General features: G+C 45.2%; 11 protein-coding genes and 1 pseudogene. 2 read left to right on the forward strand and 10 right to left on the reverse strand.

Annotation, left to right across the window (positions count from 1 at the left end):
* Nucleotides 1-128: 128 nt before the first annotated feature.
* The 9 genes from AB6D58_RS09515 to AB6D58_RS09555 form a co-directional block, all read right to left on the reverse strand.
* The gene (locus tag AB6D58_RS09515) at nucleotides 129-746 is read right to left on the reverse strand and encodes a class I SAM-dependent methyltransferase (protein WP_102320594.1); all 618 of its coding nucleotides are present in this window, start codon (nucleotides 744-746) and stop codon (nucleotides 129-131) included.
* Nucleotides 746-1,999 (reverse strand): HAMP domain-containing sensor histidine kinase, encoded by a 1,254-nt coding sequence (locus tag AB6D58_RS09520; RefSeq protein ID WP_102320595.1) that lies wholly within the window; start codon nucleotides 1,997-1,999, stop codon nucleotides 746-748. Before AB6D58_RS09520 ends, AB6D58_RS09515 begins: the two co-directional genes overlap by 1 nt.
* Nucleotides 1,996-2,706: a response regulator transcription factor gene (locus AB6D58_RS09525; RefSeq protein ID WP_102320596.1), complete on the reverse strand. Its 711-nt coding sequence runs from the start codon at nucleotides 2,704-2,706 to the stop codon at nucleotides 1,996-1,998. Before AB6D58_RS09525 ends, AB6D58_RS09520 begins: the two co-directional genes overlap by 4 nt.
* 138 nt (nucleotides 2,707-2,844) lie before the next feature.
* Nucleotides 2,845-6,033: an efflux RND transporter permease subunit gene (locus AB6D58_RS09530; protein ID WP_102320597.1), complete on the reverse strand. Its 3,189-nt coding sequence runs from the start codon at nucleotides 6,031-6,033 to the stop codon at nucleotides 2,845-2,847.
* 2 nt (nucleotides 6,034-6,035) lie between these two features.
* Nucleotides 6,036-7,265, reverse strand: a complete 1,230-nt coding sequence (locus AB6D58_RS09535; RefSeq protein ID WP_372157114.1) for an efflux RND transporter periplasmic adaptor subunit — start codon at nucleotides 7,263-7,265, stop codon at nucleotides 6,036-6,038.
* Complete coding sequence (locus tag AB6D58_RS09540; protein WP_102320598.1) at nucleotides 7,262-8,695, reverse strand: TolC family protein; 1,434 nt, start codon at nucleotides 8,693-8,695, stop codon at nucleotides 7,262-7,264. The genes AB6D58_RS09535 and AB6D58_RS09540 overlap by 4 nt, the downstream gene beginning before the upstream one ends.
* Before the next feature lie 114 nt (nucleotides 8,696-8,809).
* Complete coding sequence (locus AB6D58_RS09545) at nucleotides 8,810-9,079, reverse strand: hypothetical protein (RefSeq protein WP_017060599.1); 270 nt, start codon at nucleotides 9,077-9,079, stop codon at nucleotides 8,810-8,812.
* A gap of 301 nt (nucleotides 9,080-9,380) precedes the next feature.
* Entirely contained in the window at nucleotides 9,381-10,589 is a 1,209-nt protein-coding gene (locus AB6D58_RS09550; RefSeq protein ID WP_017060598.1) for a NupC/NupG family nucleoside CNT transporter, read from the reverse strand.
* Between the two features lie 444 nt (nucleotides 10,590-11,033).
* Nucleotides 11,034-11,654: a hypothetical protein gene (locus AB6D58_RS09555; RefSeq protein WP_017060596.1), complete on the reverse strand. Its 621-nt coding sequence runs from the start codon at nucleotides 11,652-11,654 to the stop codon at nucleotides 11,034-11,036.
* Between the two features lie 187 nt (nucleotides 11,655-11,841).
* On the opposite strand from AB6D58_RS09555, the pseudogene AB6D58_RS09560 reads away from it, so the two are divergent.
* Nucleotides 11,842-12,165: pseudogene (locus tag AB6D58_RS09560) on the forward strand (PTS sugar transporter subunit IIA); the annotation flags it as partial.
* Between the two features lie 134 nt (nucleotides 12,166-12,299).
* Here AB6D58_RS09560 and AB6D58_RS09565 read toward each other — a convergent pair.
* A complete protein-coding gene (locus tag AB6D58_RS09565) occupies nucleotides 12,300-13,565 on the reverse strand; it encodes an HD-GYP domain-containing protein (RefSeq protein WP_017072205.1) in 1,266 nt (421 codons plus the stop codon).
* A 226-nt stretch (nucleotides 13,566-13,791) separates the two neighbouring features.
* On the opposite strand from AB6D58_RS09565, the gene AB6D58_RS09570 reads away from it, so the two are divergent.
* Nucleotides 13,792-14,328, forward strand: a complete 537-nt coding sequence (locus AB6D58_RS09570) for a GNAT family N-acetyltransferase (RefSeq protein WP_017072204.1) — start codon at nucleotides 13,792-13,794, stop codon at nucleotides 14,326-14,328.
* Nucleotides 14,329-14,469: the final 141 nt, after the last annotated feature.

Raw genomic sequence — 14,469 nt, forward strand, 5'->3', positions numbered from 1 at the left:
GGTTCATCATAGAACCCAAAAAGCCTCATACCTTTCAAGGCTGCGGCTTTTTGCTGTTTACTACGTCAGTACTCGTATCAAAAGTTGTTAATATCAAAACCTGCGTAAAGATAAAAACAAAGACGACATCAAGCTCCTGACACGGCTTTGTTCATCACTATCGTAAAATCCCCTTCTGCGTAGCCCTCCGTTAAAGAGACATCATCGCAGAGCGTTTTACAGAAACGATAGACACCTTGAGGGTGATAACTCATCAAGGTATTACGCGAAGGATACTGGCTTGAGTTGAGAAGATTAAAAATCACCGTCTGATTCGCCAGTTCATACATGCGAGTAATCATGTTTGTCAGATAATCAGAATCACGAGAGATGTAGTTCAGTGAACCACTAGCGATGACAATGTCGTGCGCCTCAAGGTTCATTTTGCTCATATCACCCGCCAAAAACTGACAACGATCTTCTGTGTAGTTTTGCTTCGCCTTCTTAAGAAAGCCTACGTGTTGGTCAACGCCGGTATAAGATTGAATACGATAGATGCTGTCGAGCAGTTCAAACAGCTCGCCATAGCCGCAACCCAAATCTAAAACACTCTTCTTTTCGAAGTCCGCCGCACGAGCGATTACTTCAAAGCGACACAATTGACTCTCTTCGCTAGTCCAACCTAAAGCTTTAGCCTTGTCGCCATTCGAGCGGTTAGTCTGTTTTCGATGATAGCGATACACCTTCCAACGATCGAGCCAGTGCATTACGAGAAATCCACCCACACTTCACGACCTCCAGCCAGCTCTTGGTTATGGTATTGCCATTGATATTGCGCGAGCAGCTTTTCGGTGAGCTCTAACCCTAGACCAAAGCCCAAATGATTGTCTTCTATCGTGCCGCCAGTATTGTGATTAACAATGGTGACTTTCGAGCCTACCTGAACGATGACCACGGTACCGCTCCCTGTGTGTTGGAAAGCATTGCGAATCAAATTGGTCAGCACGATGCGAGTGAGTCCGACTGGCAACTGACATTGTGTGTCGTCGCTTTCAAGATTCACAGCCACGGCTTTGCCATTCAATAGATAGCTTAAATCGTGGTTTATTTGTTGCAGCAGTTCGCCGAGATGTACGTTTTCCAGAGGCAGATCTTTGTCTTGTTGTCGGGTAAGCCACAACAAGGTTTCTGTCAGATCTGTCATGGTGAAACCCGCGCGCTTGATTCGATCAATGACTTCAAGCTGCTTTTCTGGGCTCTTACCCTTTTGAATCAGCTTCTCTAGCAGTTCACTATTTGTTCTTGTGACCGCAATAGGAGTACGTAATTCGTGGCTCGCGTAACCCAAAAATTTCTGCTCTCGTTCTAAGCTGTTTTGAACCGAACTCAAACTATCACGAATGATGTTAGCCAAGGTGTTCAGTTCACTAAAGTGAAAATCTGGTGTCGGTTCATTGAGGTTATCTTTATCTAGCGATTTGGCCCAGTTCTTTAGCTGCTCAACAGGCGATGCCACCTTACGTAACACCAAAACCAAGATAACGAAAAACAATACAATCGCACCCAGTGCGGTCAAAAAAATCGTGATAAAGTGCGGAAGCCCTTCGTCATTAATGAAAGGGTCATGTTTTTGAGCAAACACCGCAGAAACATAACGAACTTCATTACCTTTCATCACCTTCATGGCGAAATAGCCTTTCTCCGGAGGTGAGAATATAGATTTGCCAATGATTATTTTGGTCATTCGGTTGAATTGCAGTTCGTTCTGGTTGAGGTTGTTCTGAATACTTTGTGGCAAGTCGCTCCATTGGGTCGCCACCGTAAATTCTTGATTGGTCATAGGCTTGCCTGCCTTCACCGCATCTTGTTGCGCTTGGGCAATCATAGAGCCACGCATAGCGATATCCATCCCCGAGACAAAGTAGTTTACGCTCAACGCAGAAAGAACCAGAATCGTCGTGACACCTGTAACCAGAATCGCCAACAAAACGTAGATCCTTAGGCTTGGTCTGATCTTCATGCTTGTCGTAACTCCTTAATCGCAAAACCTTTACCCGCAATGGTATGCAGCAGCTTATTGTCTTGTTCCGCATCCACTTGTTTACGCAGATTGAAGATATGCACTTTTAAGCTGTTACTGTCTGGTTGATCGTCGCCCCACACGCCCTGCATGATGGTCTCGCGAGAAACAGGATTAGGGCTAGAACGCATCAAGATTTCCAGTATTTTGAGTGCGGTAGGCGAAAGCTTTAAAGGGGAATTATCACGATAGGCTTGATGCTGTTTGAGATCGATTTCCAAATCGCTTACCGACAAGCGGCGAACCTGACCACTGCGTCGCTTCGCCAGCACTTGTACTCGAACAATCAACTCTTCCATTGCAAAAGGTTTCACTAGGTAATCATCGGCCCCTTTTGAAAAGCCTGTCAGCTTATCATCAAGCGTATCACGTGCCGTCAGCATCAAAACGGGTGTATCAATGCCCTGCGATCTGAGATTCTCGCACACCTGTAAGCCGTTCATTTTAGGCAAATTGAGATCGAGAATGACCGCGTCATATCGGTTTGCTTCGATGAGGTTGAGTCCAGCTAAACCATTCGCTGCATGATCGCACTGGATATCTTCTAAATCGAGGTAATCAATAACCGCAGTGGCTAAATCGAGGTCGTCTTCAACCAAAAGCAATTGAAGCTTATCTGTGAGTTTATTAGTGACGGATTCTGCCATCGTGAAGACCTCTATTGTTAGTTGTAGTGTAGCTTTGTAGTGATCTTTAATATCTTGTTCGGTAATGAACCTAGACCGAAGTTGCTGAGGCTCGCTCGGCAATCATCAGCCTAGATATCATCATTAGCTTAGCTATTGTTAAGCCGTTTGTTCAGCGCCTTTGACTCGATTTGTGACTTTAAGAATCAGAGACTTAATCTCACACTGAATCATTAACAATGCTGGCGTTAGAATCAGTGTAATAAACGTCGCAAACAAAATACCGTAGCCTAGCGCCGCTGCCGCAGGGATCAGGAACTGAGCCTGCAGAGACGTTTCACTTAATAGTGGCGTCAAACCTGCGAACGTGGTGACCGATGTGAGTAACACGGCTCTTAGTCGACCAGAACACGCTTCAACAATCGCATCGTGAACCGACTTACCTTTCTCTTTGATTAGCTCGTTAAAACGAGAAACCAACAACAAGCTGTCGTTCACCACCACACCGCTCAACGCAAGGATACCGTTTAACGATAGGATACTGATTGTTAAGTCATTCCACCAGTGCCCTAAGATTGCCCCAACAATGCCAAATGGAATCGCTGTCATGATGATCACAGGTTGAATGTAAGACTTCAGCGGGATAGCAAGCAGCGTATAAATCGCTATCATGGCAAGTATGAACATACTCATCATTGAACTAGCCGTCTCTTCTTGTTCTTCCGTTTCGCCAGCAAAGTCGACCGTTAATCCCGGGTATTGCGCTTCTAAATCGGGTACTAATGTGTCTTGCAACTGATGAACAAGCTCAGCAGGTGCAACCACGTCTTTATCTAATACTGCACTGATGTACACCGCTCGTTGGCTATCAATACGTGTGATCTCTGATACTTGGTAATCAGAATATACTTCAGCCACGGTGCTCAAAGGCACCACGGTACCGTCGTTGGTTCTCACGCTCGATTGCTTGATATCCGCAATGGTTTGGCGATCCGATTCTGGGTAGCGCACACGGACTTTTACCTCATCCTTACCACGTTGGAACTGCTGAACAATATCACCACCAAACGCTTGCAATACTTGCTGTGAAAGACTTGCAGTATCAAAGCCTAACGCACGGCCTTGCTGTGTTAATTCAAAACGATACTGAGGCTCACCAAGATCCAAGTTATGGTCAATACCACTCACACCTTCAATCGCTTGCAGCTTGGTTAAGAACTCATTACCCGCCGCAGTCACTGATTCTTCGTTCCACGCTTTCAATTCTACTTTGAAGTTGTCGACCATCTCCATTTTAGACAAGACTTTGAGCTTCTTAACCCCTTCCATCTGGCCCACAGTCTCTTGCCAAGCATCAGCAAACTCATTCGATGTGTAGACACTGTCGCTGTCCAATTCAATTTTAACTTGACCAGAGTCATCAGCATCCGCGATAACTTGAAGACTCAGCAGTTCAGATGCTTCATCTTGAGCACCGTATTGCGCTCTCAGAGTTTCATCCGTTTGGGTTGCCGCCGCTTCAAGCACCAACAAGTTTTGTTGTGTTTGACCAAAGCTCGCATCGTTTTGCATCGACATATCGGCAGTTACCGTATCGCCCGGCATATCAGGGAAGAACGCTACACGAACCGCCCCCGTCATTGGTAACCCAGCAACTAAAATAAGCAATGACAAGAAAACCATCACTACCGCATAACGCAGTTTCAACGCCCATTCAATTACGGGGCAGTAGATACGCTTATTAAACCAACCTAGCCCAGTATCGGCAGCATGTTGAACGCGAGCCCACAGCCCCTTCTTCTCACTACGCTTAGTATTAATATGAGCAAGGTGCGATGGCAGAATGAACTTAGACTCAACTAAAGACAGCAACAAACAGATAGTCACGACCGTGCCGAATTGAGCGTAAATTTGCCCCATTTTACCGTCAACATTCGCTAACGCTAAGAAGGCAACAACTGTCGTTAACACACCAAATATAGTTGGTGATGCCACCTTCATGGTGCCTCGTATAGTACTGCCTATCGAATCGCCTTCTTCTTTGCGCGTGGAATAGATACTTTCCCCAACCACCACCGCATCATCGACTACTATCCCGAGCGCCATAATGAAACCAAAGGTGGTCATTTCATTGATGGTTAACCCCATGAAGGTATCTGTCATGAAGAACATGGTGCCAAAAAAGACAAACGGTAAGCCAGCTGCTACCCAGAAAGCGACACGCACGTTTAAGAATACCGCTAACACCATGAACACCAATGCAATACCGGTGAGCGCGTTCTTCATCAATAGGCTTAAGCGGTCTTTGATCATGGTACTTTTGTCGTACCAAGTTTCGATTTCGACATCGCTCGGCAGCATGTTGCTGTTTTCCCAGCGTTCTACCACTTTCTCTGCTTGTTCAACAATGCTGACGACGTCTCCGTATTCATCCATCACGATCTGAATTGCCATCGCATTCTGTTGGTTATAGCGAGACAGCATGAAAGTGTCGTCGGCAAACATGTCTTCTACATTGGCAATATCACCCAAGGTAATTTGCGTACCGTCAGTCGTCGTCATCACCGGAATCGCATTGAAATCTTGGATCTCATACGCCTGTTCAGAAACCTTCAAACGAACCGTTTTTTCGCCATTGCGAAGGCTAGTCGAGATAGCCGCAGAAGATTCCGCATTGATCGCTTCAGAAACGTCAGTCAGAGTTAAGCCGTAAGCCTGTAGCTTGTTCTCATCAACCTCAACCGAGATCATAGGATCGGCTTTGGCTTTGATTTCCAAATCACGAATGGATGACTGGCTCAGTAGATCTGATTTCAATTGCTCGGCTAAGCTCTGCAGCGTTGCTCTGTCTGCATCCCCATAAAGCTGTACCCATAAGGCATGATCTTGCATGCGAGCTTTATCAATCACAGGATTATCAGCGCCAGAAGGCAGGTTATTGATCGCATCTACCTTGGTTTTTACGTCGGCTAATAGGGTATCAAGATCGTAAGTGCTGGTTTTTTCGATCGAAACATGGCTGCCATTCGCATCAGACGTTGACGTAATACGCTTAATGCCCGGTACGGTTTCTAACGCATCTTCAATCTTAATCGCTAGGCCTTCTTCCGCCTGAATAGGGTCACCACTGTCATAGGTCACAGATACAGTTACCACATCGGGTTCAAGGCTTGGAAATGCTTCTTTACGTAGCGTGTTAAGCGATAAAAGACCGATGATGATCACGCCCACTAACAACAAATTCGCCGCTACAGAGTTATTCGCGAACCATGCGATTGCGCCAGTGTGTGGTTTAGTTGGCTTCTGGTTACTGTCCGCTTGGTTATTCGGTTTCAACTCATGAGACATGACTAACCCTCCGCCTTAGCCAGAACGACCATGCCCGCTTTAAAGCTGCTTAACGGACGCTTAACCACTTGTACACTGTCACCAATTTCCACGCCCAGTTTGGTAGGGTCGATATAAATCAAACCACCCTTTTCAAATTCAACATTCGCGTTTGATTTCGAAAGTTGACCGCTATCATCCACAAACCACAGGTCACCTTGTTGCGAAAGTGCAGAAGCCGGAAGCTCCCACAATTGAGTTAGTTGCTTACCCGAGATCGTTGCTTGCACGAACGTGCCTGGATAAAGATCTTTCTCTTGCTCCAAAGGATTATCGACTTTAACGATCAATGAACGTTGACGCGTGTCTTGTTGTAAATGCTGCTCTACTCGCTCAACATAACCTTGCCATTGGAATTGACCATCAGAACTCGATAGAGTCACTGGCCACGGCTGCTCTTTCAGTTGGGTGTTATCGCTGTTGGGTAGGCTCAACCATTGGCTTTCAGAAAGGGGGACAGAAACTTCAACCTCATCAACGCTGTATAACGTGGCTATCTGAGCGCCCGTTTGTGCGTAGCTTCCCGGTTGAACATCACGGCTCACGACCAACGAATCAAAAGGGGCAACCAAGGTTGTTTTTTCGAGGTCTTGCTCAGCCTTTACCAACTCTAGCTTGGCGTTCTCCAAGGCTGCTGTTACTTGTGCCAGTTGTGGCTCACGTAATACTAAAGGTGAATCCGGCTCGCCAGACAAACCAGAACGTTGCCATTCAGACTTAGCTTGTTCGCCTTGCCTCTGTTCTTCCAATAAATCCAGTTGAGCTTGAGCAACATTCGCCTTCGCTTGGGTTACCGCTTGTTGGTAACTGGTCGAATCGATATTAGCGATCACTTCACCTTGGCCAATCACTTGCCCAGTTTCAAACTGCGAGCTGATTGTCTCTACTCGACCACCAACTTCCGTCGAAAACATCAGCTCATAACGCGACTTCGCTTCTCCGTACCCCACCACTTCTGCTTGGTAGTCACCGAGAGTGACAAGTACCACAGACACTTGCTGTTGTTGTGAAGCTGGCAAGGTCGTCGTATCAATAGACTTGGTTTGAATAGGCGTAGCTTGAGGCTCTGAAACCGTTAGTTCATTCGTCTTTTTAGGAGCAGGAGCCACTTGTGAACCATTGTAAGCAAGGGCAGCAAAAATGCTTGAACCAGCAACTAAGGTGATTGCAATTGTGATGGTGTTCAGTTTCATGAAGATACTCCCAAGCCCAGAGCTAGGCCTAAATCAATTCGGTTTACGAGACGGTTATAAATGGTTTGTGTTAACTGCGCTTCAAGGTCATAGGTTTGCTGCTGAACAGTAAGTAGATCAAAAATGTCGACCAAGCCCTGACGGTATTTCTCTTCATAGCTAGTGAAGCTGCGTTGTGCGCTTACCAAGGCGTTCGTTAGGTGTTGCTGTTGAAGCGTTAATGAGGACTCTTGCCCCATTGCGTTTTCCACTTCATTCACCGCATTGAGCAGTGTTTCTTGGTAAGCCCAGTAGCTGGTTTCTGTGGTTAGGTCAGCAATTTCTGCCTGCGCTTTTAGCTTGCCACCTTGAAACAGTGGTGCTGACACTTGGCCAAGCGCACTCCACAAAGGCCCGGTAAGCAGAGCTTCGCTCGGAGAATCCGCCATATCGGTTAGGCTGGCAGATAAGCTGATAGATGGCAGCATCGCTTTGTACGCCGCGTCAGCACGCAATGTTTCTGCTTCGATATTAAAGAAAGCGGCTTGAAGATCGGGACGACCTGCTAGATCTTGTGTCGGCATGTTTTCTAGCGGATTAATGATGGTTGGGAATGAACCGAGCTCAGCAAGGGATAGCTCATCAGACTCACCACTCCATTGCCCTGTTAACAAAACCAACTCACGTCGACTTTGTGCAAGCTGCTCACGGTAATCAGCTAAGGTTGCTTGAGTCGATGCGCTGCTGGTTTTTGCATTATCTAGATCTTCAAGGCTACCTAGCCCTGCTCGATAACGTTCTAAAACAAGTTCTTCATTGTTTTCTAGAATCACCAAACGCTGCGTTTCAATATCAACAAGCTGTTGCTTCAAACTGATATCAAGCCAACCTCTCATCACACTCGCGACCAAAAGATCTTGAGCGCCCTGAAGGTTAGCCTGAGACGTCGCAATGTCTTTCAAAGCAGCGTTGTTTGTGTCTGCAAGCTTCTGCCATAGATCGAGCTCCCAACCAACCGTGACATCAGTGGTGTAGGTTTCAGTAGTGCTTGAGCCGTTAGTGCCTTCGTCAGCTTGACCAGAAAAGCTCGCATCGACGGTTGGTAAGCGATCACCTGAAGTTACACCTTGCTGCGCATAAGCTATTTTGAGTGCTGTAATGCTTTGTTGGAGGCTTGGGCTGTTCTGCAGAGCGCGCTCGATATAGAGATCGAGCTCCGGTGCATTCACTAAATCGGTCAGTTGTAGGTTTTCCGCGTCTCGATCTTGTTGAGTCGACGCTTGATCACTAGAAGCCTGTTGAATCAGCTCTGCGAGTAAGCTTTGTTGTGTCTGATTAGTGCTTTGCTCAGCGAGTGAAACATAGTCGGCCTGACTGGTTGTCGTGCAACCCATCAATCCGATTAGAGCAAGTGAAATAAGGGAATGTTTTAAAGGAAGATTCAATTTCATCTTCTTGTCTCCTGTAAGAATGGAGACAAGATAACGAGCTGGGGGTTAAGAGAGGGTTAAGGCGAACGTTAACCCCAAAAGAAAATACAAAAAGCGTACGTTTAAACTTCAGCTTTACGCTTCTGACTTGCTTGAAAAGAGCCCACCGATTTTATAACCGATCGCATAGCAAACCACGGCGACAGTAACAAACACCAATGCCGAGAAGAAATACGCTACAGACGCTGCGACACCAGCCCCCCACACCACGCTGAACACCAAACCGAGATAAGCCTCTTTTGGCCACTGGTAGATAGGAAACTGAGCGCCGCCAGCAATTAGGTAAACCATCGCAAACAAGCCAATGAAGGTAACAATAAGACCGATGAGAACGCGAATGTTCATGGAGAGACCCTTGATTAATTTAGCTTGGTTGCCATTGTTCCTAATCGAAAGCGGATATGCTTAGTCGGAACCGAATATTCTCAATCGAAATCGAATGTTATTAATCGCAACCTGATGATATTCAAGTATATCGGATAAAAGGAACTGGCTCTATTACTCTTCCGAGTGAGCTTTTACTCACGATAGACAAATCACAGTCGACGGCCAAAACCTGATTTCGCCTGATTAACAGGCACAAAAAAGCGGACACCCTCCTTACGTTAACTCCGTAAGTAAAGTGTCCGCTTTAACTGAATATAGCTTAAAGCAGGATGAAAATACCCGCTAAGCATGCACTCATTAGGTTTGCTAGCGTACCAGCAGCTACAGCTTTCAAACCTAAGTTTGCAACTTCAGCACGGCGCTCTGGTGCCATAACACCGATTGAACCTAACTGAATCGCGATAGAACCAATGTTAGCAAAGCCACATAGAGCAAAAGTCACGATCACTTGGCTGTGTTCAGATAACAGAGCTTTGTTCTCAACGAAGTCGATGAAAGCAACAAACTCGTTCATAACGATCTTCTGACCGATGTAAGAACCCGCCATCAATACTTCGTCACTTGGGATACCGATCAGCCATGCAAGAGGCGAGAACAGGTAACCAAAGATAGCTTGTAGCGTAATACCCGCAAAACCGAACGTTTCACCTAGGCTTTCTAGGCCAGTGTTGACCATCGCAATCACACTCACGAATGCAACCAACATAGTACCAACCGCTACCGCAACCTTCATACCGTTCATCGCGCCGCTTGCCAATGCATCAATCACGTTGCTTTGGTCAGCTTTATCTAGTTCGATATGGTCGTAATCACTTGGTGTGCTGCGCTCAGGAACAATGATCTTCGCCATTAACAGACTGCCCGGAGCCGCCATAAAGCTTGCAGCGATAAGGTATTTAAGCTCAACACCAAGGCCAGCATAACCACCAAGTACACTACCCGCTACCGACGCCATACCACCTGCCATTACAGCAAACAGTTCCGAACGAGTCATAGACTTTAAAAAGGGACGAATAAGAAGAGGAGACTCACCCTGAGAAAGGAAGATGTTACCTGTAGCAACCAGAGATTCAGCTTTACTTGTACCCAGCAGTTTTTGCACCGCTCCGCCCAAGATTTGAATCACTTTTTGCATGACGCCTAAGTAATAAAGCGCAGAAATCAAAGCACTGAAGAAGATAATGATTGGAAGCACGCGAACCGCGAAAATGAAGCCTTCAGTAGCAAGGTCACCGAAAAGGAATGCGATACCAACGTCTGCAAAACCAAGCAGGCTAGAAACACCATTACTTAGGCTTGTTAGCGCCAATTGTCCCCATGGGAAATACAATACTAAGGCTGCAAAACCGATTTGAAGTAATAGTGCACGAGAGACCGTTTTCCAGTTAATTGAAGAACGACTTTCAGATAACAGGTACGCGCAAGCAATCAGTGCAAGAACACCGACAAAACCAAATAGAATATTCATAATGTGTCCTAGTAATCCTTAAAGAGTGAACATGAGCCAAGCAAATGACATCAAAGGAAAAGGACAAAGAACCGCAAGCAAAACGCTACGCGATGAAGGAGCTAACAGGGTTAGCGAATGTAACAACGAGTTGTTCATGTAAAAAATCACCTTATACAAGCAGTGGAACGTAGCTGGTCCGGTCCGTGGGGTCATTCACATATCCATGTGACGGCTTGTATTGGCTAAGCACCGGCTTAAAACCGGAAGAGAAGTATAAATAGTTAAATGAGACTTTCATCACATTTTTTAACGCAAACGATCGCGCGGTCATAAAGCGTACAAATCGAACTACTTCTCGCAATAATTAATTTTTCCAGCAAGAAATAATGCAAAAAAACCATCATTAAAATAAAAAGCCACAGAGTGTGGCTTTTTCAAAATATGAGATCAAAGTGGGAATAACTAGTTTAGCAGGGCACTTTTCACTTCAGCATCTCGGAATATCTCTTCAAAACGCTGTTTGTAGATCAGTTGCATCTCATTGATGATTGCACCACCATCAGGTACATCATTCTCGCCTTGGAAATTTTTGCTGAGTAGCTTATTACCAGCTTCATCATAGATAATCACATTAACGTTGTACCAAGAGTTATCCGTAAATGCGTGGAAGTCATACTTCCACTCATTCAAGACAAACATCATCGATTTGTTGTCGAATGCTTTCATCTGCTCAGCAACCTTGGTGATATCCTCTTCAGGCGTCGTCTCAACCGACTCAACAGCTACTTGCTGTTTTTTCAAGCCTGCGACCAATCTGTCAGTCAAAAATTGAGACATTGGCTGCTGTGTCGCCGTGTTGTAGGTATAAGGAATACCTAACGAACTGCGAATAATTCCCTCAAATTTTGGCTCTTTATCATGATCGAGAACGTATGGTCTCTTATCGATTACAGCGACGGTCAACGCTTTTTCCTGTGGAACTTCATTGAGTTGAGGCGCACTTTGTTCTGCTGTTAATACAGTTGCACAACCAGAAAGCCCTAACGATACTGCAGCGAGCAGTAAACTGACGAGTTTTTTCATAGATTTACCTATCTTATTGTTTTGAATAGGCTGTTCTAACAAAAATCGACTTAATGAGTAAACATTCATAAAATCAATATTTTACATAATTGTTATTTATATAAATTCGCTCACACATCGGGTTAAATTTATTGAGTCATCAGTCAATAACAAGGGTTTGTAACGGAACGTTATGAAATGAACAGATTATGTTCAAGCTATCAAGCAAAAGCACAAGGACATCGGCGCGTACTATGTTCTGGCACCAAAAATTGCGATGCCTCATGCTCGCCCTGAAGATGGTGTGAACGAAGCATCACTGCAAGTAACGGTATTCAAAAAGGGTGTTGATTTAGAGTCAGAAGACAACGGTGACGTTTACCTTTCGATTACTCTGGCGGCGATGGACTCAGATAGCCACATCCATACGATTATGGCGCTATCAGAGTTGTTCCAAAATGATAATGACATTGATGCCATCATCGCAGCGGAAACTGAGCAAGCGATCATCGAGATCTTAAAGCGATACTAATCTCGATCTAAAAATCCTGATAAGCCCCCATTAAAAAAAGCGATAGCCTCGGCTATCGCTTTTCTGTTTCTGGTGTTTAGTCATTTCGACCGAGTATGAGTTTAGGCGTCACACCTCGAAAGCATTCAGTGGCGTTAAAACGCGTACATTCGTTTGTCTGTCGATAATTCAAAGCAATATTGCGCGTGTTTATTAAGGCACTCAAACACTTCTCGATCCAACTTAAAGTTATCAACGTGGTCCCTCAAAATAGCGAGAGTCTCTTCTAACGTCATGCCTCCACGATAAGGTCGAGACTGAGTTAGCGCTTGAAACACATCCACCACAGCAACAATTCGACTGGGTTGATCCAACTCTTCCGCCGTTTTTCCCATTGGGTAACCCGAACCATCTAACCTTTCATGATGATCAGATGCCCACTGACAAACCTGAGGTGAACTGAACAACTCCTGCAATGCGAATCGAGTGTCCGTTGCATGGCGTTTAATACAGCAATACTCTTCTTCAGTGAGTAAATCCGGCTTATGCAGAATGTCATTAGGAGTTTGCAGTTTACCGATATCATGGACTAACCCAGCCAGATAGAGTTTGCGCTGAGTGGTGTAGGAATAACCCAGCTGTTTGGCGAGGTATTCTGAAAGCTGCCCAACCTTTAAAGAGTGCTTAAAGGTAAACGAACTTTTGGTATCAACAACATTGGCGATAAACTCGGCAAAGGCCACCGTCTCATCCAGCGACATTTGCTGGGAGAAAAATGGCACAGGTTCAAAGTTATCCCTCATGTTCTCGATGTATGGAATCTCCATAGAAAACCAGAAGTCATCCAAATCAACCAACTCGCACATGTGTTGCACAAGGTTGGTTTCGAACATCTCATCCGCTTGTTCAGTCAAACGTTCAATGATGCTCGCTTTGCCATCTGGTGTTAGGTTTCCATAACGATCAGAAGAGGTTATGCCGTATAGATAATCGACTCTATCGGCAAGCATCACGATGGCAGCTAGTTCTCTTTCTAACTCGCTGATATGAATAGCCCTTAGCTCAGACCACGGAGTATGGTGATAAAGAACCGGCTTAGCAAATATAGAAAGAACTGGGCACTCTTTTAAGATTTGGTAGCCCTTTTGACAATGGTGATAGCTTGAGTCAGGTACAAACCCAGACGTTAAACTGAGCTGTTCATCAATTTGCGAGACACCACAGTCGTGAATCAAGCCTAACGAAAACGCGAGCTGCGCTTGCTCTTCTTCCCACCCCACACTCAGAGCACATCGATACGCGATATAGCCCACTCTCTGTCCATGATTTTTACTTTCGAAACCGACGTTATCAAGCGCCTTAGCAATACCGAATAGAGCCTTCCTTAAGTCCACGGTCACGTCCTGGCAATGTTGATTCATTATTTAAGCCTAGCATTTTTATATTTTTTATATATTTAGGCCGCTAATACTAATGCATAGCTAATGATTATATACACAACTATTGTAAGGTTTAATGAGTTTCGTGATAGAACCAATGTATCACGAAAAATCCGTGCTACAAATGGTTGCATATTAAAAATCATGCGACATTATAGCCTGCCGACTAAGATTCGCTTAAATAAGCAGCCATAAGAAAAGGAAAAACATGTTTAAAACGGTTATCGACAACGAACTCTCCATCGCATTGGTTGAAGAGAGCTTCGCTTCTCACTACGCGGAAATCTCACAAAGCCAGAATGAGTACCTAAGTCAATGGCTCGTGTGGCCGCCACATTGTAAAACCGAGCAAGACTTTAGGATCTTCATCCAACGCTCGCTACACGATTATGCGGAAGGGAAAAGCATGACCTGTGCGATCGTGTATCAAGACAAGGTCGTCGGTAACTGCAGTTTCAATACTATTGATCATGATAAGCAAAAGGTGACGATAGGTTATTGGTTATCTGAGACATACCAAGGAAAGGGGATTGTGACGCGCGTTGTCCAGAAGCTGATTGATGTTGCTTTCAATGAGTTAGATATGGAAAAGGTAGAGATATCAGCCGCAACCGGTAACCAAAGCAGCCGCAAGGTTTGTGAGCGCTTACATTTCACGTTAGAAGGTATCATCACGCGTAACGAAAACTTGAATGGTCGCATCATTGACCACGCTATTTATGGCCTTCATCGCTCTAAGCTCTAAGCTCTAAGCTCTAAGCTCTAAGCTCTAAGCTCTAAGCTCTAAGCAGTAGTACTAAGAAGTCACTCGCTTGTAAATAGGAATATGAAAAAGCCACGGTATTAGTCCGTGGCTTTGTTATTTGACGAGCCTGAAGAGTTCTTA

Source organism: Vibrio sp. 10N.239.312.D08 (genome assembly GCF_041466145.1).
Classification (GTDB): Bacteria; Pseudomonadota; Gammaproteobacteria; order Enterobacterales; family Vibrionaceae; genus Vibrio; species Vibrio crassostreae_C.